18 protein-coding genes and 1 riboswitch are annotated in these 22584 nt (G+C 44.0%); of the genes, 15 read left to right on the forward strand and 3 right to left on the reverse strand.

The features are described from left to right. Positions 1–3: 3 nt before the first annotated feature. Positions 4–3648, forward strand: a complete 3645-nt coding sequence (gene addA, locus G590_RS0104415) for a helicase-exonuclease AddAB subunit AddA (RefSeq protein ID WP_022764463.1) — start codon at positions 4–6, stop codon at positions 3646–3648. On the opposite strand, the gene G590_RS0104420 is transcribed toward addA, so the two are convergent. Beyond that, positions 3632–4099, reverse strand: a complete 468-nt coding sequence (locus G590_RS0104420; RefSeq protein WP_022764464.1) for a CPBP family intramembrane glutamic endopeptidase — start codon at positions 4097–4099, stop codon at positions 3632–3634. The genes addA and G590_RS0104420 overlap by 17 nt on opposite strands. Continuing rightward, positions 4092–4802 carry an HAD hydrolase-like protein gene (locus G590_RS0104425; RefSeq protein ID WP_022764465.1) on the reverse strand — a complete coding sequence of 237 codons (711 nt, stop codon included), beginning with the start codon at positions 4800–4802 and terminating at the stop codon, positions 4092–4094. Before G590_RS0104425 ends, G590_RS0104420 begins: the two co-directional genes overlap by 8 nt. 61 nt (positions 4803–4863) lie before the next feature. Further along, positions 4864–4968, forward strand: a riboswitch (TPP riboswitch). A gap of 97 nt (positions 4969–5065) precedes the next feature. Between G590_RS0104425 and thiT the strand changes: the two genes are divergently transcribed. Then, entirely contained in the window at positions 5066–5767 is a 702-nt protein-coding gene (thiT, locus tag G590_RS0104430) for an energy-coupled thiamine transporter ThiT (RefSeq protein WP_022764466.1), read from the forward strand. Between the two features lie 44 nt (positions 5768–5811). On the opposite strand, the gene asnA is transcribed toward thiT, so the two are convergent. Further along, positions 5812–6822 carry an aspartate--ammonia ligase gene (asnA, locus tag G590_RS0104435; protein ID WP_022764467.1) on the reverse strand — a complete coding sequence of 337 codons (1011 nt, stop codon included), beginning with the start codon at positions 6820–6822 and terminating at the stop codon, positions 5812–5814. 281 nt (positions 6823–7103) lie between these two features. On the opposite strand from asnA, the gene G590_RS0104445 reads away from it, so the two are divergent. From G590_RS0104445 to G590_RS0104505, 13 genes are all read left to right on the forward strand, one after another. Then, positions 7104–7337: an HPr family phosphocarrier protein gene (locus G590_RS0104445; RefSeq protein ID WP_242829760.1), complete on the forward strand. Its 234-nt coding sequence runs from the start codon at positions 7104–7106 to the stop codon at positions 7335–7337. Positions 7338–7420: 83 nt separating this feature from the next. Next, complete coding sequence (locus G590_RS0104450) at positions 7421–9916, forward strand: ATP-dependent DNA helicase (RefSeq protein ID WP_022764470.1); 2496 nt, start codon at positions 7421–7423, stop codon at positions 9914–9916. 442 nt (positions 9917–10358) lie between these two features. Further along, a complete protein-coding gene (locus G590_RS0104455) occupies positions 10359–11996 on the forward strand; it encodes a GGDEF domain-containing protein (protein ID WP_022764471.1) in 1638 nt (545 codons plus the stop codon). A 36-nt stretch (positions 11997–12032) separates the two neighbouring features. Continuing rightward, positions 12033–14705 (forward strand): valine--tRNA ligase, encoded by a 2673-nt coding sequence (locus G590_RS0104460; RefSeq protein WP_022764472.1) that lies wholly within the window; start codon positions 12033–12035, stop codon positions 14703–14705. Positions 14706–14727: 22 nt separating this feature from the next. Further along, entirely contained in the window at positions 14728–16107 is a 1380-nt protein-coding gene (locus tag G590_RS0104465) for a bifunctional folylpolyglutamate synthase/dihydrofolate synthase (RefSeq protein ID WP_022764473.1), read from the forward strand. 23 nt (positions 16108–16130) lie between these two features. Then, complete coding sequence (locus G590_RS21495; RefSeq protein ID WP_022764474.1) at positions 16131–16295, forward strand: hypothetical protein; 165 nt, start codon at positions 16131–16133, stop codon at positions 16293–16295. Positions 16296–16297: 2 nt separating this feature from the next. Then, positions 16298–17653, forward strand: a complete 1356-nt coding sequence (locus tag G590_RS18380) for a tetratricopeptide repeat protein (RefSeq protein WP_022764475.1) — start codon at positions 16298–16300, stop codon at positions 17651–17653. Continuing rightward, complete coding sequence (locus G590_RS0104480) at positions 17646–19007, forward strand: MBOAT family O-acyltransferase (protein ID WP_022764476.1); 1362 nt, start codon at positions 17646–17648, stop codon at positions 19005–19007. The genes G590_RS18380 and G590_RS0104480 overlap by 8 nt, the downstream gene beginning before the upstream one ends. A gap of 15 nt (positions 19008–19022) precedes the next feature. Next, the gene (locus G590_RS0104485; protein ID WP_026493928.1) at positions 19023–20015 is read left to right on the forward strand and encodes a GDSL-type esterase/lipase family protein; all 993 of its coding nucleotides are present in this window, start codon (positions 19023–19025) and stop codon (positions 20013–20015) included. A 4-nt stretch (positions 20016–20019) separates the two neighbouring features. Continuing rightward, positions 20020–20262, forward strand: coding sequence for a hypothetical protein (locus tag G590_RS0104490; protein WP_022764478.1), 243 nt, complete (start codon positions 20020–20022; stop codon positions 20260–20262). Between the two features lie 39 nt (positions 20263–20301). Then, entirely contained in the window at positions 20302–20676 is a 375-nt protein-coding gene (locus G590_RS0104495; RefSeq protein WP_022764479.1) for a RidA family protein, read from the forward strand. Between the two features lie 61 nt (positions 20677–20737). Further along, positions 20738–21787, forward strand: a complete 1050-nt coding sequence (locus G590_RS0104500) for a tetratricopeptide repeat protein (protein ID WP_022764480.1) — start codon at positions 20738–20740, stop codon at positions 21785–21787. A gap of 20 nt (positions 21788–21807) precedes the next feature. After that, positions 21808–22563 (forward strand): SDR family NAD(P)-dependent oxidoreductase, encoded by a 756-nt coding sequence (locus tag G590_RS0104505; protein ID WP_022764481.1) that lies wholly within the window; start codon positions 21808–21810, stop codon positions 22561–22563. Positions 22564–22584 lie beyond the last annotated feature (21 nt).

A 22584-nucleotide genomic window follows, 5' to 3' on the forward strand; every position in this document is an offset into this window, starting at 1 on the left:
AATATGGGAGTAGAATTTACAAAAGAACAACAGGCAGTCATTGATGCCAGAGACTGCAATATACTGGTATCTGCAGCAGCCGGATCAGGTAAGACGGCTGTCCTTGTCGAGCGCATTATCAGGATGGTCTGCGCAGGACTTGATGTGGATCATCTTCTGGTTGTTACTTTCACCAAGGCAGCAGCTGCCCAGATGAAAGAGAAGATAACAGAGGCTATACAGGATAAGCTTATTCAGGATCCGGATAATGCTCATCTTCAGAGACAGGAGACACTGATCCACAATGCTCAGATCACAACAATTGACGCGTTTTGTCAGTATGTTATCAGGAACAATTTCAATTCTATAGGTCTTGATCCATCCTTCAGAGTGGGAGACGAGGGAGAGCTCAGACTCATTCAGGAAGAAGTGATCAAGGAGCTTATAGAAGAGGAATATGAAGCGGCGAAATCTGTGGAGGACAGTGATTTCTTATTCTTCATGGATTATTTCAATCAAGGCAGCAGAGATGACAGGTCTATCGAATTTATTAATGATCTCTTTAAGTTTTCCGACAGTATGCCATGGCCGGAGGAATGGATAAGAGAGCGCGCGTTGGATTACGCACCGTCAGATACTCCGTTTGATGAACTACCATGGGTCAGGGAGTGCGTGGATCATGCCATAAGTGTCCTTAGGGAGTGCTCAGTCGGAATGGACAGAGCATACAGGATGAGTCTTGAACCCGACGGGCCATATATGTACGGAGACCTCCTGGAAAGTGAAAAAGACAGTATTGATGCGGCTTTGCGATATAATACCTACGATGCCCTGTTTGACGGACTTCGCGCGATTACCTTCGACAGACTTTCGACAAAAAGGGACCCTTCAGTTAATGCGGATAAGAGAGAAACTGCCAAAAATCTGAGGGGTGATGTTAAGGATAAAATCGCAGATCTGATCAAGAAGTACTTTGCTCTTCCTTCAGAGGCCGTCATAGCCAATATGGAGCTTTGTGACCGCGCAGTCAGAGAACTTTGCAGACTTACACTGGAATTTAAATCAAGATTTGATGAACTTAAGAAACAGAAGCAGATCATTGATTTCTCCGATATGGAGCACTATGCACTTCAGATACTTGTGGATCCCGATACCAAAGAGCCCACTCAGGTGGCCCTGGAATACAGGGATTATTACAAGGAGGTTCTTATTGATGAGTATCAGGACTCCAACAATGTCCAGGAGATGATACTTAAGGCTATATCCGGGGAAACAGCCGATATTTCAGAGAGATTCATGGTTGGAGATGTCAAGCAGAGCATTTATAAGTTCAGACTTGCAAGACCTGAAATCTTTATGGAGAAGTTCCACAGTTATGACAGGGATGAGAAGGCACCTGACAGACGAATAGATCTTCACAGGAACTTCAGAAGCAGGAGAGAAGTCCTTGAGATAACCAATTACATCTTTAAACGGATCATGGGAGACGACCTCGGCGGAGTTGAGTATGATACCGATGCAATGCTGGTCTCCGGAAGAGATTTTGAAGAGCCGGCTTTTGATGTCACACCGGAGGTACTCTTTGTCGATGGTGCAGACACACTTGATGAAGATATAACGGATGATGAGGGCATCAGAGATATGTCCGACAAGGAAAAAGAGGCCCTTCTGATAGCTGAGAGGATAAACAGCCTCAGGGAGGAAAACCCTGAGCTCATGTTCAAGGACATAGTAATCCTTCTAAGAGCGCCCTCCGGCTGGGATGAGATATTTAAGGATGTCCTTGAGGGACAGGGGATTCCCACATATATCGAATCAAAGAGCGGTTATCTGGATGCATCGGAAGTTGCTATTTTGCTGGATTTTCTGACTGTGATCGACAATCCCAGGCAGGATGTGCCGTTGACTGCTGTCATGCATTCTTCCGTGGGCGGATTCTCAGATGAGGAGCTTGCCCTTATCCGCATTGCAATAAATAAAAACGAAGAGCTTTCCGGAAGGGATTGTCTTTATGACGGCCTTATAAGTGATCTGCAGCTGGAAGAGATGCTCTCAGCCAAGGTCAGAGATTTTGTGGCGATGCTTGAAGAGTACAGGAGCATGTCAACCTACACTCCTGTTCATGAGCTTTTGCAGACCATCATAGACAGAACAGATTATGAGGCTGTAGTTACAGCGATGCCCGGCGGCAATCAGAGGAAGGCCAACGTGGAGATGCTGCTTCGCAAGGCTGCCGATTTCGAGAAGACCAGCTTTAGAGGTCTTTTCCACTTCGTCCGCTACATTGAGCATATTAAGGTTGTTCAGGTGGATTACGGCGAAGCAGGAACAATAGACGAGAACTCGGATGTGGTGCGCATCATGAGTATACACAAGAGTAAAGGCCTGGAGTTCCCGGTAGTGTTTGTGGCAGGCCTCAGCAAGGACTTTGACAAAAGAGATACCAGAGGTGATCTTATCATCGACATGGATCTTGGCATAGGTGTAAAGAGCATAAATACTGATCTTCGCGTCAAATACGACACCTTAAAACGCCAGATCATAGCAGGCAAGATAGGCACTGATAATCTGGGTGAGGAGATAAGGGTTCTGTATGTTGCTCTTACAAGAGCCAAGGAGAAGCTGATAATTACTTCCTGCGTCAAAGATATGGCAGGGGCGCTGAATAGCCAGTTAAAAGAACTTTCACAGCTGGGAAATGTCGGAGATGTCCTTCCGTACTCAAAGAGGGTGAGCGCTGCCAACTATCTTTCCATGCTGCTTCCCTCGTTAATGCTTCATCCTGCTATGGGAGAGCTTATTGATAAGTATGAACTCCCACGTGGAGAATATGATGCTCTTCTGGCAGATGCCACATCAGCTCCGGCTCTTAAGATAAGCTCTGTCGGAGATAAAGATCTTCTTGACGGAATAAGGTCAGGTGCCTTTAAGGCTACAATGCGAAGAGAAGAGCTTGAGATGGGCGGTAATATTGACGAGGATCTGCTTGAGAGATTGAAAGCCAAGTTCTTTGCTAAGTACCCTCACGCGGATCTGAAAGGTCTTTTCACCAAGACCACAGTATCCGAGCTCAAGAAAAAAGCTATGGTGGATGAGGGTGAGTTTGGAACTGTGTCAGCCGACTATGCACAGGATCAGGGACCTCTTACCGGAGCGGAGAGAGGAAGCGCATATCACAGGGTGATGGAATTGCTTGATGGTGACGCTTTTGCAGATGTATCGGTGGATAACCTTTCAGCCTGGATCAATAAGGCCGCTGAGGACGGGCGTATCCCTGATGAGTACAGGGAGGTTGTAAGACCTGAGGACATCAGAACTTATCTTTTGACTGATCTTGGAAGGCGTATGGCAGATGCTTTCGGAAGGGACGAACTGATGCGTGAAAAGCCCTTTATGATGGGAGTTTCCGCCGGAGAGCTTGATCCGGGATTTCCCAAAGAGGAGATGGTCCTTGTTCAGGGAATTGTGGATGCCTGGTTTCTGGAAGATGGTGAGATAGTCCTTCTGGACTACAAGACTGACAAGGTAAGAGATGATAAGACACTGGTCGACAGATATGCTGTCCAGTTGGAACTCTACAAGAGAGCGCTGGAAGCTGCCACAGGAAAAAAGGTAAAGGAAGTATATATCTACTCCTTTACCCTTGAAAGTGTCATAAAACTGGACTGAGCATGGTATACGCCAGTGCCACGGCATTGGCCGCCAGATGCACTATAAACGGTACGCTAAGGACTCTGTGCCTGTAATAGCTGTATGTAATGATAAGCCCCATCAGGAAGCCGTATATGGCCTGAACGGGATGAATATGATAAATGCCAAACAGGGCTGCTGTTACCACAATTGTGACGGCAGCTCTTTTTATGTGCCTGTTCAGGAAGTTGAAAATAAAGTACCTGAAGATAATCTCTTCAACCAGAGGCGTTGCAAAGCAGTACACCATGATCAGTATGGCTATGGAGTCGGAGATCAGATACATACTGCTTTCGGAGCTCTGAAAGGATTCAAGCTGTGTAAGTCCCGACTCATTGAAAATAAATGTCAGCAAAAGAGCTGACAGAGCGCCGATAAGAGCCCACAGGGCATGTATTTTGATTTGTTTTAAGTCAAAAGCATTATTCAAAGAAATTCTCCAGATCTTTTACAGTTTCAAGTATGTAGTCAGCCTTGGCCTGTTCCATCTCATCGCGGCTTCCGTAGCCATAGAGAATGCCTATACAGGGAAGTCCCAGCGCATGTGCTCCTTCAGCATCGTAGCATCTGTCGCCGATCATTATTGCGTGTTGTTTTACAAGTTCTGTGGCTCTTTCCTGCAACTCGTCTTCACCGGTGAAAAGACCCTGTTCCCGGGCCAAGTCAGTAAGCTGAGAGAGTACTTCCTGAACAACCTCGGACTTGGTGGATCGTGTGCCGTCGAGCTCACATCCCACGATGACATCAAAGTATTTGGCGATATCAAAGTGATCGAGTACCTTGTGGATCATGACCTGTGGTTTGCTGGATGCAATAGCTACGGTATAACCTTTGCCTCTAAGATCTGAGAGCAGTTCTTCCATTCCGGGATATACACTGTTCTCGAAAACTCCTTTGTCGTTGTAGTACTCTCTGAAGTACCCGATTGCCTTCCAGGCATCTTCCTCTGAAAAGCCGTATCTTTCCATAAAACTCTTATCGAGAGGAGGTCCCACAAAGAGCCGAAGCCGCTCTGTGTCTGCTTCTTCGATATTATATCGAAGTAGCGCTCTGCGAGCGGCATTCATGATTCCGGGACCGGAATCCGTAACAGTTCCGTCCAGGTCAAATAAAAGAAATTGATATTTGTGCATGTTTCCTCCAAAATCTATTGACAATCCAAATGCAGAATAGTTTAATTGATGTGAAATAAAAATAAACCGCTAGGGGAGCTATGCTGAGATTGTACGTGCCACGCACGACTAACCCTTACTACCTGACCCGGATAATACCGGCGTAGGGAAGCAACGATATCTCTTATTCATCAGGGTACATTATACTGTGCTTTTGTTGATTATGGAATATCAAGGTCAGGAACCCTCCCATTTTAACGGTCATATAAAGGGAGGATTTTTTTATGAGTTTATTTCTTGAAAAGGTAGTCGAGGACGGCTACACATCTTACAACATCACAAAGGGCGGTTATATCTTTGTTGTTGTTCTTGCAGTAATTGCATTCCTTGCTATAAGCTACTTTATCAATGCAGACGGAAAGGGAAGGCTCAGCGTTAAGCAGCTCACAGTTTCAGCTCTTTGCCTTGCTCTTGCATTCGTTCTTTCAAACGTTAAGCTTTTTAAGCTTCCTATGGGCGGATCGGTAACAGTATTCAGCATGTTCTTTGTGACATATATCGGATACCTGTACGGCCCGAGAGTAAGTCTTTCAGCTGCATTTGCTTACGGCCTTCTTCAAATGATCGTAGATCCGTATATCATCAGTGTTCCGCAGATGCTTTGCGACTACGTACTTGCTTTCACAGCTCTTGGCGTTGCCGGATTTTTCCACAACACCAAATATGGCATGTTCAAGGGTTATGTTGCAGGAGTTCTCGGAAGATTCATATTTGCAGTGCTTTCCGGTGTAGTATTCTTTGCGGATTATACTCCTGAGGGAATGTCACCTCTTGGATATTCAGCAGCATACAACGGAAGCTATCTTGGAGCAGAAGCGTTTCTGACTGTTGTAGTTCTTCTGATCCCGGCAGTTCGCACAGCACTCAACAGGATCAAGAATGAGGCTCTTGAGAAAAGCGTAGTAAAGCAGGCACAGACAGTATAAGATAAACGAAAAGCCCGGCACTTTGTCAGTGTCGGGCTATTTTTTTACAGTATCTGTATTCCGTTCTTGGTAGCTTCTTCTACCATATCTTCAGGCCAGATAGAGCACTGAACCTCTCCGATATGAGCTTTTCTGAGGAAGAACATGCAGATTCTTGACTGACCGATTCCGCCTCCGATTGTATATGGCAGTTCCTTGTTGAGAATAGCCTTCTGGAAAGGAAGCTCGGCTCTCTCAGTGCATCCTGCCTTCTCAAGCTGGGCCTTAAGTGATTCCTCATCAACCCTGATTCCCATACTTGAAAGCTCAAGTGCGATGTCAAGAACAGGGTAGTATACGATGATATCGGCATTGAGTTCCCAATCGTCGTAGTCGGGAGCTCTTCCGTCATGCTTATCGCCTGAAGCGAGCTCGTCACCGATCTGCATTATGCAGACAGCACCCTTAGCCTTGGAAATGAAGTATTCACGCTCCTTGGGAGTATTGTCGGGGAACATATCCTCAAGCTCCTGGGTTGTGATAAAGAAGATCTCCTCAGGCAGAATCTCTTCGATATAATCGTACTGAATGGACAGGAATTTCTCGGTTTTTCTGAGAACCTTGTATACGTTTCTTACGGTTTCCTTGAGGAAATCGATATTTCTGTCCTCTTTATTTATAACCTTTTCCCAGTCCCACTGATCCACGAAGATTGAGTGGATATTATCAGGAATCTCATCTCGTCTTACGGCGTTCATATCTGTGTAAAGGCCCTCGCCTACGTTAAATCCGTATTTCTTAAGGGCATATCTCTTCCACTTTGCAAGAGAGTGTACGATTTCAGCCGGACGCTCGTTTTCATTGAGAATGTCAAAAGCTACAGGACGCTCAACACCGTTGAGGTTATCATTAAGTCCTGACTCGGGAGTTACAAACAAGGGAGCGGTTACACGCAGAAGATTGAGCCTTGTTGCAAGCATCCCCTGGAAAAAGTCTTTGACGGTCTTGATTCCAACCTGTGTGTCGTGAAGATCAAGAGCTGATTTGTAGTTCTTTGGGATCTTAAGGTTTTCCATCTTATTATTCCTCTTTATATTTTAATTTCTTCCTACAATTTAATAACTTTTAGCGCAATATTGCAAGAAAAAATTGTTTTCTTCTATCAGTTAGGGAGGGGGGATTCAAATGATATATATTGACATAAAAATGTCAAACAATTTTTTCAAAAACAATTCACAGATTCGTCACAGACTCCTATTTACAAACCGTTTGAAAAAATTTATCATATGTGAAAGTTCGAAAGCGAAAACGATTTCGCAACTGATTTTTTGTTTTATGGTAGTAAGGAGTGATTATTATGTTAGGAGAAATGATTAAAAAGCACATCATGCTTAAACCTGCTCAGGTCAAGGATTTTGTAGATGCTGCAACAAAGTGTGATTTCGATGTAGACATTTACTACAACAGATATGTTGTTGATGCGAAGTCAATCCTTGGTGTTTTTGGTCTTGATCTTACACAGCCTCTTACAGTAGAGTACAGAGGATACAACAAGAATTTCGAGACATTTCTTAACGCAATGGCAGTTTGATAATTGATGCTTAGTTAAATAGGAAAATAGGAGGAGGCTCTCTATGGTATAATCTTTGAGTGAATACCGTAGGGAGCTTTTTTATGGATATAAGAGTATCAGTCAGAGGGCTTGTGGAGTTTATCTTAAGGTCCGGAGACATAGACAACAGAATACACCAGGCAAGTCCCGATGCCATGCAGGAAGGCGGCAGGATACACCGTATGATCCAGAAGAGTATGGGGCCTGACTACCACGCCGAGGTATCTCTTTCTTATGAAAAGAGTTTTGATAAGTATAACCTTATCATTGAAGGCCGCGCAGACGGAATACTGGACAGATATATGGATGAGCCTCTCAGCAGCCTGGAAATCGGCCAGAGCTCTTTTCTCCCTACTGAGCGCTATGCGCCGATGATCGATGAGATTAAAGGAACTTACAGAGAACTGGCCAAGATGAAAGAACCTGTACCTGTGCATCTTGCGCAGGCCAAGTGCTATGCAGCCATGTATCTCTATGAACGCCAATACCCGGAAATCGATGTGCGGATGACTTACTGCAACATGGATACTGAAGAGAAGAAGTTCTTTGACTCTACGTTTACTTACTCAGAGATAACCGGGTGGTTTGAAGATCTTATAGAGAAATACAAAAAGTGGGCAGATTTTGAGTGCGATTGGGCTCTTGAGAGGACCTTATCAATAAAGTCAGTGAATTTCCCATTTGCCTACAGAGATGGTCAGAAAGACCTCGCAGCCGCTGTCTACAGGACAATAGTCCATAAGAAGAAGCTGTTCCTGGAAGCTCCTACAGGTACAGGTAAGACGATATCCACTGTGTTTCCTACTGTTAAGGCCATGGGAGAGGGCAAGGTGTCCAAGATCTTTTACCTTACTGCCAAGACCATAACCAGGACTGTGGCAGAGGAGGCCTTTGGAATCATGCGTTCTGCGCAGAACCTGAGGTTTAAGACTGTTACCATAACAGCCAGGGACAAGATCTGCTTTGTTGATGAGGCAACGAGAAACTGTAATCCGGTGGCCTGTCCCTATGCTAAGGGACATTATGACCGCATCAACGATGCCATATTCGATATGCTTACCCATGAAGACAATTTTGACAGGGATACCATTGTAAGCTACGCCAGGAAGCATGAGGTATGTCCTTTTGAGATGTCGCTTGATATGAGCCTTTGGAGTGATGGTGTGATCTGCGACTACAACTATGTCTTTGATCCTTTTGTATATCTGAGACGTTTTTTTGCCGATGGCATAAGGCATGACTACGTCTTTCTGGTTGATGAGACCCATAATCTCCTTGAGAGGGGCAGAGAGATGTACAGTGCTGTCCTCAGGAAAGAGAGCTTTTTAGATCTCAAGAGAACTATAAAAGACTTTCATCCCCGCATAGTCACAGCTCTTGGCAAGTGCAACAATGCGCTTCTTGAGCTTAAGAGAGAGTGCGATGAGATGGTGGTCTATAACTCTATTGAGAGATTTATCCAGCCTCTGGACAGGCTCTCCGCAATCATAAGCGAGTACCTTGAAGACCACTCCGAAGGACCTTTCAGGGATGAGATACTCCAGTTCTATTTTGAAATATCAAGATTTTTGACAATATATGACCTTTTGGATGATCACTATGTGATGTACGGAGAATATGCCGAGGACGGCAGCTTCCTGCTCAGACTTGCGTGTGTAGACCCATCCAGAAACCTTTCGGCCTGCATGAGCAGGGGAGTATCTTCAATACTCTTCTCTGCAACGCTGCTTCCGATTCAATACTATAAGAGCCTATTGGGAGGAGATGACAAGGATTTTGAGATTTATGCCAAATCTATATTCGATCCTGCCAGACTGGGGATATTTATAGGCTCCGATGTGACAAGCAGATATTCCAGGAGAAATGACGATATGTATTATAAAGTTGCGCATTACATACATAGTGTTGTGAGCGCAAGAAGCGGTAATTATCTTATTTTCTTCCCGTCACACCAGTTCCTTGAGGAAGTCAGCAGCGTTTATGAGGATAATTTCTATGATCCCGATACAACGGAGATCCTTGTGCAAAAGAGCTATATGACCGAGGAAGCCAGAGAGGATTTCCTTGGCAGGTTTTCTGAGGGCAATAATCTTGATCTTTCGCAGATCATCCATATGGACATGGAGGTTGTTGAGGACAAGAATGTTCTCGGTTTTTGTGTCATGGGCGGAATCTTCAGTGAGGGAATCGACCTTAAGTATGACAGCCTTATAGGTGTTATAGTTGTTGGGACCGGTATTCCCATGGTGTGCAATGAAAGAGAAGTAATAAGGAATTATTTTGAAAAAAGAGGTCTTGACGGCTTTGACTACGCATACAAATATCCGGGGATGAATAAGGTACTTCAGGCAGCAGGAAGAGTAATCAGAACCAGTGAGGATATTGGTGTGGTTGCCCTTCTTGATGACAGGTTTTTACAGGCTACTTACAGGGCATTGTTCCCAAGAGAATGGAGGGGGTATAAAACAGTATTGTCCGATTCGGTCAATAATGAGATATCCCGCTTCTGGAGCGGCTTTAATGACGATTTAGAGGGCCAAAACAGAGAAAAATCATAAAAAATCGCGAAAAAGGTTTACATAAAATTGCTTTCAATAAACTTATGTAAACTTAAAAACGAAGCAAATTGTGCATAATCAATACAAAAAACATCGAATTATCAGATAAATGATACAAAAGACATAGGAAAATGACACGGGTGTCATGTGGATAACTCTGTGGAAATTGGGGATTATTCGAAAAACTGTTTTCAAAATACCGCATAAATAGGCATTCTAAATCGGCTGATAAAAAACCGGGAAGTAAGGGTGGAAAAACCTCATATGACTAGAATGGTCAATATATTTATGTAAACCAAGAAAATTAGTGACACCGACGTCATAAAAATGCTTGAAACCCAGTATCCATCTGTGTTTTGCCAATGTTAACAACATTCTTGATAGTGCCACGATGTTGTTGTAAAATAAATTCTAATATTGTTGAAAGAGGGGAGGAGCTTATATGAAGATTCATGACTATGGTCAGGATGTAGTTCTTCTTAATAAAGAGATGCTTTCTGAGAGAGCCAAGATGTCAACAGGCTTTATAGGTGCATGTAACAAGCTTCTCAAACGTGCTAAGGAAATAGACGATACGAATCTTTTGGGCTACAGCTATTATTATCTGGCTGATGCCTACTATCTTATAAGTACAGACTATCGTAAGTTCAATACCAATCTTCTTAAGGCAATCGAATATCTTCAGAGCTGCGGAGACAACGAGCATCTGGCAAGATGCTATAATCTCCTTGGAATTGATGCGCTCAATCATGGCAATCCCGAGCTTGCGCTTGATTTCTTCCTGAGCGGACTTGGATATTGCGAGAATATTGATAAGAACAGCAGTATTCCCGGGTTCCTTAAATTCAACATCGGTCAGATATACTATGATAACGGAGAGATCAAACAGTCTCTTGGGTATATCCGTTCAGCCTACAGGGATATTCGCAAGAATAAGAAGGAAAGTCTCTATTTCAGGAATCTCCTTTACTGCTATTGTTTCCAGGCAGATTGCTACATCATTCTCGATAAGAAGGAATCGGTAGAGAAATGTCTTCAGGGAATTGAACAACTGGAGCAGGCAGAAGGTGTGAATCTTGAGCTGTTCCGGGATCTTCCGGTACTTGATATCAAGATGCGCGGATATTACTATCTCGGAGAGATGGATCTTTATGAGAAATATGCTGATATGCTTTCTTATCAGCTTCAGAATAATAAGTTTGCCCTGGACAGCATGGAGGATATCTATGTGGTCTGCAGATTCTTTATGAAAGTGGGCAGATACGGTGAGGTCAAGAGGATCATCAAGAATGCCGAGAGGAGCCTTAATGACCTAAATATCCCAAATCTTGTCAAGGGACATGCCAAGCTTAGAATTGAGTTTTATGACAAGATGGGAGAAACCAAAGAGAAGAATCAGGCTCTTTTGGACTATTACAATGCTTCTCTGGAGCAGGAAAAAGAGAGTATTGCCAACTATAAGTTCTTTATGAATATAAGGAACAGGCTTTCTTCTATAGAAAAAGAAAACATCATGCTGATAAAACAGGCTGAAACGGATCCTCTTACAGGACTTGGCAACAGATACGGCCTTAATAAGTATGCTGACAAGGCATTTGAGGACGCATACGAGGGACGTTATTCACTTGCAGTGGAAATTCTGGACGTGGACAACTTCAAGATATACAATGATACCTATGGCCATCAGCTGGGTGATCTTTGTCTTAAAAAGATATCAGAGGTCATCGCAAACCTGTGCAACGTAAGGCAGAGCGTTCACGCTTTCAGGTACGGAGGCGATGAATTTGTTCTTGTATATGAGAATATGTCAGATGAGGAGATAATGGAATGCGCTACGTCACTGCGTGATCAGGTGGCATCTCTTAAGTTTGACAACAGGCGCTTCCCGAGCGGACCTGTCGTCACCATCTCCCAGGGCATAAGGAACTCGGTACCGAGCGAGACCAATAAGCTTTGGGATTACATGTACGCTGCTGACAACGCTTTGTATGACGTCAAGGAACACAAGAAGGGTGAAGTGGTGCTGCTTCATCAGGCCATTATTTCACAAAAGTCTCTTGACGAAGCCAAGCATAGCTGATTATTATTATTTTTTACTATAAATGAGGAGAATATAATGAAGAAAGAACTCGAAAAAACCTATAATCCCAGGGATATAGAGGACAGACTCTATCACAAATGGGAAGAAAAGAAATATTTCCATGCTGAGGTTGATAAGACCAAAAAGCCTTTTACTATTGTAATTCCACCGCCAAACATCACAGGTAAGCTCCACATGGGTCATGCTTTTGACCAGACTCTTCAGGATATCCTTATAAGATGGAAGAGAATGCAGGGCTTTAATGCACTTTGGCAGCCCGGAACAGACCACGCCAGCATTGCTACTGAGGTCAGGATTACAGATGAACTCAAGAAGCAGGGAATCGATAAGAGAGAGCTTGGCCGTGAGAAATTCCTTGAGAAGGCTTGGGAGTGGAAAAAAGAGTACGGCGGAACCATCGTTTCCCAGCTCAAAAAGCTCGGATCTTCCTGTGACTGGGACAGAGAGAGGTTCACAATGGACGAAGGCTGTAACGAAGCTGTTACAGAGGTATTCGTCAAGATGCATGAGAAAGGCTACATATATAAAGGAAGCAGGATTGTAAACTGGTGTCCTATATGTAAGACTTCTATTTCTGATGCAGAAGTTGAGTATGAGGAGCAGGCAGGTCATCTTTGGCATATCAAGTATCCTCTTATCGAGGATGACGGCTCCGTATCAACAACTAAGTTTATCGAGTTTGCAACAACAAGACCTGAGACAATGCTTGGTGATACAGCAGTTGCTGTTAATCCTGAGGATGACAGATACAAGGATTTCAAAGGCAAGAAAGTTCTTCTTCCTATAGTTAACAGAGAGCTTCCTATAGTAGAGGACAGCTATGTAGATATGGAGTTCGGAACAGGTGTAGTTAAGATCACCCCTGCTCACGACCCTAACGACTTTGAGGTTGGCAAACGCCACAACCTTCCCGAGATCAATGTCCTTAACGATGATGCTACCATCAATGCCAACGGTGGCAAGTTTGAGGGCATGGACCGCTATGAGTGCAGGGATGCCATTGTAAAAGAGCTTGATGAGATGGGACTTCTTGTTAAGATTGAGGACTATTCTCACAATGTTGGTACTCATGACCGTTGCCACACCACAGTAGAGCCTATGATCAAGGCACAGTGGTTCGTTAAGATGGATGAGCTTATTAAGCCTGCAGTTAAGGCAGTTAAGGAGGGCGAGATCAAGCTTATCCCTCCGAGAATGGACAAGATCTATTACAACTGGACTGACAATATCAGAGACTGGTGTATTTCCAGACAGCTCTGGTGGGGACACAGAATTCCCGCATATTACTGTGATAAGTGCGGAGAAGTTGTTGTTTCAAAAGAGGCTCCTAAGGTATGTCCTAAGTGCGGACATGAGCACTTTACTCAGGATCCTGATACACTGGATACATGGTTTTCATCAGCTCTTTGGCCTTTTGAGACACTCGGATGGCCTCATGAGACAGAGGACCTTAAATACTTCTTCCCTACAGATGTTCTCGTAACCGGTTATGACATTATCTTCTTCTGGGTTATCAGAATGATCTTCTCAAGTTACGAGCATATGGGAACCTATCCGTTCAAGACAGTTCTTTTCCACGGTCTTATCAGAGATTCTCAGGGCAGAAAGATGAGTAAATCTCTTGGAAACGGTATTGATCCTCTTGAAGTTATCGATAATTACGGTGCTGACGCACTTCGTCTTACTATCGTTACAGGCAATGCGCCGGGTAATGATATGCGTTTCTACAACGAGAGAGTAGAGAACAGCCGTAACTTTGCCAACAAGGTATGGAATGCTTCAAGATTTATCATGATGAACATGGCAGAGGATGCACCTTCAGCTATTCACCAGCCGATGCCTGCAGGTCTTGAGCCTGTTGATCACTGGATCCTCTCCAAGCTAAACAACACCATCAAGGAAGTTACCGAGAACATGGAGAAGTTTGAGCTCGGTATTGCTGTTCAGAAGGTATATGACTTTATCTGGGATGAGTTCTGTGACTGGTACATTGAGATGGTTAAGCCTCGTCTGTACAACTCAGACAATGCGGTTTCTCATGAAGCTGCACTCTGGACACTCCAGACAGTGCTTATAAATGCGCTTAAACTCCTTCATCCTTACATGCCTTTCGTTACAGAGGAGATTTTCTGTACTATTCAGGATGAAGAGGAGTCAATCATGATCTCCGACTGGCCTGTTTACAAGGATGAGTGGAACTTTGCCGCTGATGAGAAGGCAATTGAGACCATCAAGGAAGCTGTTCGCGGAATCCGTAACGTTCGTACACAGATGAACGTAGCTCCTTCACGTAAGGCCAAGGTATTTGTTGTAAGTGACAACAAGGAAGTTCTTGATATCTTTACAACAGGTAAGCTCTTCTTTGAGGCACTTGCTTATGCTTCAGAGTCTGTTTGCCAGACAGGCAAGGACGGAATTGCTGATGATGCTGTATCTGTAGTTATTGCAGATGCTACTGTATATATTCCTTTCTCAGATCTTGTAGATATTTCTGCAGAGATTGAGCGTCTGACCAAGGAACAGAAGAAACTTGAGGGAGAGCTTAAGAGATCCCAGAACATGCTAAGCAATGAGAAGTTCCTCTCCAAAGCTCCTGCCGAGAAGATTGCTGAAGAGAAAGAAAAACAGCAGAAATATCAGCAGACTTACGATCAGATAACAGAAAGGCTTGCTCAGCTGTCAAAGTGACCCAAAGGCAAGCAGATTGATTATGGACGATTTACTACTGGCGCAGGTTAATGAGCTCCTTGAGAGGGCTGAAAATGGTGCCAAGATAAAAATTTCAGAATGTGATGGCTTCTTAAATCAGATTCCGAGCTTCAGTGATAAGCACACCATCGAAGATACCAAGGATTTCCTGAGCTTTTTGGGAAATCCTCAGGATAATATCAACATAATCCATGTGGCCGGAACCAACGGTAAGGGCTCTGTATGTAATTACATCTCTTCGGTTCTGACCAAGGCGGATTATACCGTTGGAATGTTTACTTCACCGCACCTGGTGGAAGTAAATGAGAGATTTTCAATTGACGGCAAACCGATATCCGAAGGAGTCTTTGCAGAGGTCTTTATTGAGACCTTGAAAAGAGTTATGGAATATGGCAAGGAAGGATATTTCCCCACATATTTTGAATTTCTTTTCTTCATGGCAGTTATTCTCTATGATGTTTATCCTGTGGATTATCTGATCCTTGAGACGGGGCTCGGAGGAAGGCTCGATGCCACTAATGCTGTGGCAGCTCCTATTCTCACTGCCATTACTGAGATCGGATATGATCACATGCAGTATCTGGGTACAACCATTGAGGAGATTGCGGCTGAGAAGGCAGGAATCATCAAAAAGGGAGTGCCTGTAGTCTTTTTTGACAAAAGACATGAGAGCAGTGAAGTGATCAAAAAGAGGGCACTTGAACTTGACTCAAGAGCTATTGCCGTAGAGCCCAAAAGCATCGAAAACATAGAGTCTGTAAGGGATGAGAGCGGTAACAAATACATTGCTTTTTCATATAATTCCCTTTATGATAAATATGCTGATTTAAAACTCTCCACAGAGGCTAAATATCAGGCTCAGAATGCGGCTGTTGCCGTTACTTGTCTGGAAGTTCTGAGGGATAAGGGAGCAAACATCTCCGAGCTTGATATCAGGGAGGGACTTCTTACGTCCAAGTGGGATTGCAGGATGGAAGAGATGCGCCCCGGAGTTTATGTGGACGGAGCCCATAACCTTGACGGTATAGAGGCTTTCCTTGACAGTGTGGAGGATATCGGCTGCGATGGCCGTAAGATGCTTCTGTTTGGCATTGTAGGTGACAAGCAGTACAAGGACATAATATATCAGATCCTGAAGAGAGGGATTTTCGATTCCATATATGTGGCAACGCTTGAGACAGACAGGACTGTATCAACATCAGATCTCAAGATAGCCTTTGAGGACAGCAAGGATGAGCTTGGCATAATCGGCCTGCCCATCAAGTATTACAGCAATGTGAGGGATGCTGTAACAGATGTAATTGCTATGAGAAAATCCGGAGACTATGTATTTGCCGCAGGTTCATTGTACCTGGCAGGGCAGATCAAGTCAGTCATTTGATGACAATATAAGAGGAAAATGTAATGCTAAATTTTGAAGAAGAGCTTAAAAAGTTCAGACCCAGCCTTGAGATTGAGGATGCTGAGGAGATAATCTACAACCAGGACATCGACGATATGTCAGATGTTATAGTGAAACTTCTCAAGGAAGCAAAGGTAGAATCCGAAACAGCAAAGAGGTCTAAATAAAAATGGCAACCACCAAGAAAAAGCTCGAAAGTTTGTCTAACAGATATTACAACGAAGGGCTTGAGAAGGCCACAGTAAGGGATATGACAGGAGCTGTGGAGGCACTTCACCAGAGCCTTAAGCTCAATAAATACAACATTGATGCAAGGAATCTTCTGGGTCTTGTTTATTATGAGACCGGTGAGGCAGTACCTGCTCTCTCTGAGTGGGTAATCAGCAAGAACCTTCAACCTGAGGATAATCTGGCCGATGGTTACATGGACATGGTCAGAAGTAATCCCGGACAATTTGATAATATCAATCAGACCATCAAGAAATTCAATATAGCGCTCAATTACTGCCACCAGGACAGTCTTGATCTGGCAGTCATTCAGCTCAAGAAGGTGCTTTCATTAAATCCCGGATTTATCAAAGCGCATCTTTTGCTTGCCCTTTTGTATCTTAAGAACGGCAACTTTGACAGAGCCAAGATTGAATCTCAGAAGGCTCTTAAGCTTGATACAGGCAATCTTCTTGCAAAGCGTTACCTCAAAGAGGCAGATTCAATGCTGCTTCCGGGTGAGAGCGGTAAGCTTGTATCCGATGTGGCTTCTTCTGAAAATGATGAAGTAATCAGATACAACAGCGGCAATGAGATGATCATTCAGCCCGTCAAGAAGTCTGCCATTGCCAGAAGCAACTCCATCTGGGGTATTCTTCTGGGTATAGTGCTTGGTGTGGCCGTAGCAAGCTTTCTTATACTTCCTCAGCGTATCCAGAGCATAAACTCCAAGAATCAGGAAAAGATTGCTCAGATCAGTGAGGAGTCAGACTCTAAGTCTGCACAGATTGTTGCTTATGAACAGCAGATAGCTTCCCTCAAGGAAGAAATCGATGCCCTTGGTGCAACTGTTACCGAGTATGAAGGCGTTGATTCTACATCTGCAGCCATGAACTCGCTTATGAAAGCCGTTAACATCTACATGGAAGACTCTCAGAACTATGAGGGTATGGCAGAAGCTCTTGCAAATATCGACCTGGATGTTATTAAGGGCGATGTGTCTGCAGAGTTTACTTCACTTTACGATTCTCTGATGACCCAGGTCGGACCTCAGCTTGCTAAGTCCTATTACAACACAGGCTATGAGGCATACAAAAATGAAGACTTTGAGACTGCAATAACCAATCTCTCAAAGGCTTACCAGTATGACAGTACCAATGTAAATACACTGTATTATCTGGGAAATGCTTACAACGACAGTGGCGATACCGACAAGGCCAAAGAGATTTTTGATGCAGTGATCACGGAATTCCCGGGTACAAAGAGCGCTGCAGCGGCTGAAACTAAGCTTGCGGAGATAAATAACTCAAATGGTTAATTTTTCTGACCTTAACTTTATATTCAGATTTTTGCCAGTATTTTTGGTAGCTTTTTATCTTACACCGGTTAGATTTAGAACATGGACTCTTCTTTTTGGGAGTCTTTTGTTTTATGCGGTGGGAGATCTAAGGATGTTCCCTGCCTTGCTGGCGGCGGTAATTGTTAACTTTCTTTTTGCCAAGGCACAATCCGGTGAAAAGAGTAAATCAATGCTTTTCTTTATTCTCGCCATTGACGCGGGAATGCTTATAGAATTCAAGATCCTTGGTCAGTATGTGGACAGTTCTCTTTTGCCTATTGGCATCAGTTTCTACATCTTCAAAATGATCAGCTATCAGATGGACGTTTATAGGGGCAAATTCGAGCAAGACGCATCATTCGTAGATGTTGCGGCTTATTTCACCATGTTTCCACAGGTGGTTTCCGGCCCTATTATGAGGTTTGACAGATATCTGGAGAACCCGATGCTCAGGGAAAAAACATCTCCGGGACAGATTGCGGAGTCAATTGAGGATGGACTTCGTTTCTTTGTGGCAGGTCTTGCAATGAAGGTGCTTCTTGCAGACCATCTTGCTATGCTGTGGAGAGATATAGGAACTATCGGATATGAGAGTATATCCACACCCCTTGCATGGCTTGGCGCCGTTACCTATTCGCTTGAACTCTACCTGGATTTCTGGGGATATTCCCTTATGGCTTCAGGTATAGGTGTCATGATCGGATTTCCTTTTATTACAAACTTTGATCATCCCTACGGCAGCGGAAGCATATCCGAATTCTACAGAAGATGGCATGCCACGCTCGGATCATGGTTTAAGGATTATATTTACATCCCTCTTGGCGGAAGCAGGAAGGGGCAGCTTAGGACTGTCATAAATCTTCTGGTGGTATGGCTTATCACGGGCTTCTGGCACGGAATAACCCCGAACTTTATAATATGGGGTCTGGTTCTGGGCTTTATTATCATATGTGAGAGACTTTTTGTACTCAAAAAGCTTCCGACTCCTGTTTCGAAGTTTGTCGGTAAGGTAAATGTACTTGTTATCATTCCGCTTACCTGGGTTGTTTTTGCTATTTCTGATTTTGATATGCTTGGATGCTATTTTTCCAGGCTTTTCCCGTTTGCAGGCGGTGGTATCTCTGTAAACCGGGGAGATTTTTTGAAAAATATCGGTATTTACTGGAGTGTACTGCTTCCATCACTTATTCTGCTGATCCCAAGAGTTTATGATTTCTGGGTTAATCGCAGAAACAGGGTACTATTCAATATCGCATGGATAATACTGTTCTGGACATGTATTTACAGCCTGGCAGGAGCAGCAGGCAATCCGTTCTTGTATTTTAGATTCTGATTGAAAGGCAAATTAGTGAAGATTCTTAAGAAATGTCCGATCCTTGTGGGGATTGTGGTCATTACAATTGCATTATCGATAGTGTCTTTGATATTCAAGGACACGGTTTATGCCGGATATGCTGATAAATATGAATCCGGAGATATACCGCTTTTGGCACTGGCCTTCAAGGGCGCAATTGATGAGGTGTATCCATGGAGTGATATTCAGCAGGAAGCTCTTTTACCGCAGGATGTTCAGACTGATGAGGCGCCGGAGTCCCCTTCACAGCAGGAGGAGGTTACGACAGAACAGCAGGCACAGGATATCCAGTCTGAGCCTGAAGAGGCAGTTTATATTTCGGGCAATGATGTGTCGGGAGACAGCCTGTCGGGAAACAGCGTTTCGGGGAACTCAGAGGATATAACCTATGAGTTTACCGAGGTTGATGACGATTATTTCACAGATGCTGTGTTTATAGGCGATTCCAGAACGGTAGGACTTTCCGAATACTGTGAACCCCTTGATACACGTGCTACCTTTTATGCCAAGATATCTCTGACCATCTTCGATGTGTTCAAGAAGGAGTACATCAAGACAGATGAGGGCAAGATCAGTCTGGAAGAGGCTCTTACCAGGAATCAGTTTGGCAAGGTCTATATCATGCTTGGCCTTAATGAAATAGGAACCGGAGACAGTGAGTATTTTAAAGCTGCTTATGCTGAAGTCATAGGCAAGATAAGAGAGCTCCAACCGGATGCGATCATCTACATTCAGGGCATCATGCATGTAACAGCGCACAAGAGTGATGCAGACAAGAATTTCAACAACGAGAAGATCAATGCAAGAAATGCAGCAATTGCAGAGCTTGCTGACAATAAGACCATCTTTTATATCGATATGAACGAAGCTGTGGATGATGAGAACGGAAACCTGGAAGCAGGGCTTTCTTTCGATGATGTTCATCTAAAAGCATCATCTTATGAAAGATGGCATGAGTTTTTACTTCATAATGCTATAGTGAGGTGATAAAATGGCTAGAGAGATGACTTTTAAAATGGAACGACCCGGACTGTTAAAAGAGGGAGACCATGTGAAGGTCACTGAGGGTGTTCTGCCCAGTAATTATTACTACACCATCGATCCATCTCTTGCAATGTCGGGCAATTTCCCGTTCCGTGAGAGAATGCTGGCGAGGGAGGGCGTAGTTACCAAAGTAGAAGAAAACGCCAGAGGATTCTATGTTACTGCGGTTTTCGATGAGCAGAGCACTTGAGGATCCCAGCGCATAAAACATATACAAGGAGGAATAATCATGGAATACATTTCAACAGACAAGGCACCACAGGCTATCGGACCTTATTCACAGGCAATCAAGGCAGGGGATTTCCTCTATGCATCAGGACAGATTCCTATCAATCCTGAGGATGGCGAGATAGATACTACAACTATTGCGGATCAGGCCGACAGAGTATGCAGAAATATTGGTGAGATCCTCCATGCAGCAGGCACAGACTATGAGCACGTTGTAAAGACAACATGCTTCCTTGCTGAGATGAGCGATTTTGCAGCATTCAATGCTGTTTATGAGAAATACTTTACAGGTAAGCCCGCAAGAAGCTGTGTTGCAGTTAAACAGCTTCCAAGAAACGTTCTCTGCGAGGTAGAGGTTGTTGCATACCTCAGATGATATAGGATTTCGAGAACGCAGTGGAGAAATCCGTATATCATCGAAAGTATGGGGGAACACGATGAATAAAAGTTTTGTTGCTGGTCTTTTGCTTACAGCAGTCTTTCTTACCGGCTGTGGGAGCTTAAACGGCAGACACAATATTGACTCGGGATTTAGCTATATCGAGAGCCACGAGTATCAGAGTGCTCTTGACAGCTTTAATGCGGCTGAGGAAGGCGGAGAGGACAAATGCCTTATTTACAGGGGAAGAGGCATTGCTCACCTGAACAGAGGAGAGTATGAGGAGGCCATTGAGAACCTTCTGGCTTCTCTTGCTTCCGATGAGGGAATAGTTGATGACATGGATTTTGACACCAACTATTATCTGGCAGAAGCATATCTTAATACGAAGGAGTATAATAAGGCTAAAGAGGTATATGATGCCATTCTTGCTCTTAGAAGCAATGACAGTAACGCATATTACCTCAGGGGGACAGCCGAGCTGGCATCAGGCAATCACGATGCCGGATACTCTGACTTTACCAAGGCCATAGCGCTCAATTCCCGTGATTATTCAATGATCATAATGATATACAAAGCCCTGGATGAGTATGGCTATACAGATGAGGCTACAGCCATTCTTCAGACTGCCATCGACAACGGCAGGGAGTTTATGTCCAATTTTGAGAAGGGACAGATCTCTTTTTACCTTGGTAACAACGGTGAGGCACAGAGTTATCTGGAAGCTGCCAACAATGAGAGAAACCAGGTAAAAGAGCCTGTTGTTATCCTTCTGGGACAGACCGGAGAGAAGCAGGGTGACTATAACTATGCAATCAGTGTTTACAGGAATTATTTGAGTGAAGAGCCTGACAGTGCTCTTGTTTACAATCAGCTGGGGATGTGTCAGATAAAGCAAGGGGATTATGAATCTGCAGTGACATCCTTTGAGGCGGGGCTTGCGCTCGATGACAAGAACCTTAATCAGGCACTGATGCTTAATGAGATTACAGCCTATGAATACAGCGGAGATTTTGGGGTAGCCCAGACTATGATGCAGTCATATCTGGAGAAATATCCGGACGATCAGGAGGCCATAAGAGAGAATATATTTCTCTCTACAAGATAGAAAAGGAGGGTATGCAAAAAATGGCAAAAACAGCAATTATCACAGGTGGTTCAAGAGGTATTGGTGAGGCTATGGCTCTCAAGCTCGGTGAGCTTGGCTACAATGTAGTTATCAACTACAGAAGTGAGTCATCCAAGGCACTTTCTGACAATCTCGCAGCTAAGATTAAGGAGCAGTACAAGGTTGATACTCTTGTAGTAAGAGCAGACGTTAGTAAGTATGAAGACTGTGAAGCCCTTGTAAAGGCAACTGTTGACAAGTTTGGCGAGAATATCGACGCTCTTGTAAACAATGCAGGTATCACAAATAACTGCAACTGGATCGACATTACGAGAGAGCAGTACGAGAATGTTATCAACACTAACCTCATGAGCTTCCTGCACATGACACACCTCGTTCTTCCTTACATGGTAAACCATTCAGACAGACATCATCAGTGCTGTATCGTTAATACATCATCTGTTGGAGGACTTACCGGTGTTATCAATCAGGCAGACTACTGCGCATCCAAGTCAGGTATCATCGGCCTTACAAGAGCACTTGCTCTTGAGTTTGCAGGCAGAGGAATTCGTGTTAATGCCATCGCCCCCGGTATGATCATGACAGACATGCTCCGTGGCGTTAACCAGGAAGAGCTTAATGCTCTTGCTGAGACTATTCCTGAGGGATTCATCGGTGACGTATCCGATATTGCCGGAGCTCTCGGATATATCCTTACAGCATCCTACGTAACAGGACAGGTTATTTCACCTAACGGTGGATTTGTAATGCAATAATTGAATACAGTAAACTTAAAA

Source organism: Butyrivibrio sp. XPD2006 (assembly GCF_000420865.1).
Lineage (GTDB): Bacteria > Bacillota > Clostridia > Lachnospirales > Lachnospiraceae > Butyrivibrio.

Bases quoted from the DNA above. Each gene is read 5' to 3' on its own strand.
- thiT (WP_022764466.1), top strand. From the start codon at position 5,066: ATGAGTTTATTTCTTGAAAAGGTAGTCGAGGACGGCTACACATCTTAC.
- G590_RS0104425 (WP_022764465.1), bottom strand. From the start codon at position 4,802: ATGCACAAATATCAATTTCTTTTATTTGACCTGGACGGAACTGTTACG.
- G590_RS0104480 (WP_022764476.1), top strand. From the start codon at position 17,646: ATGGTTAATTTTTCTGACCTTAACTTTATATTCAGATTTTTGCCAGTA.
- G590_RS0104455 (WP_022764471.1), top strand. From the start codon at position 10,359: ATGAAGATTCATGACTATGGTCAGGATGTAGTTCTTCTTAATAAAGAG.
- asnA (WP_022764467.1), bottom strand. From the start codon at position 6,822: ATGGAAAACCTTAAGATCCCAAAGAACTACAAATCAGCTCTTGATCTT.
- G590_RS0104490 (WP_022764478.1), top strand. From the start codon at position 20,020: ATGGCTAGAGAGATGACTTTTAAAATGGAACGACCCGGACTGTTAAAA.
- G590_RS0104465 (WP_022764473.1), top strand. From the start codon at position 14,728: ATGGACGATTTACTACTGGCGCAGGTTAATGAGCTCCTTGAGAGGGCT.
- G590_RS21495 (WP_022764474.1), top strand. From the start codon at position 16,131: ATGCTAAATTTTGAAGAAGAGCTTAAAAAGTTCAGACCCAGCCTTGAG.
- G590_RS0104500 (WP_022764480.1), top strand. From the start codon at position 20,738: ATGAATAAAAGTTTTGTTGCTGGTCTTTTGCTTACAGCAGTCTTTCTT.
- addA (WP_022764463.1), top strand. From the start codon at position 4: ATGGGAGTAGAATTTACAAAAGAACAACAGGCAGTCATTGATGCCAGA.
- G590_RS0104460 (WP_022764472.1), top strand. From the start codon at position 12,033: ATGAAGAAAGAACTCGAAAAAACCTATAATCCCAGGGATATAGAGGAC.
- G590_RS18380 (WP_022764475.1), top strand. From the start codon at position 16,298: ATGGCAACCACCAAGAAAAAGCTCGAAAGTTTGTCTAACAGATATTAC.
- G590_RS0104505 (WP_022764481.1), top strand. From the start codon at position 21,808: ATGGCAAAAACAGCAATTATCACAGGTGGTTCAAGAGGTATTGGTGAG.
- G590_RS0104445 (WP_242829760.1), top strand. From the start codon at position 7,104: ATGTTAGGAGAAATGATTAAAAAGCACATCATGCTTAAACCTGCTCAG.
- G590_RS0104495 (WP_022764479.1), top strand. From the start codon at position 20,302: ATGGAATACATTTCAACAGACAAGGCACCACAGGCTATCGGACCTTAT.
- G590_RS0104450 (WP_022764470.1), top strand. From the start codon at position 7,421: ATGGATATAAGAGTATCAGTCAGAGGGCTTGTGGAGTTTATCTTAAGG.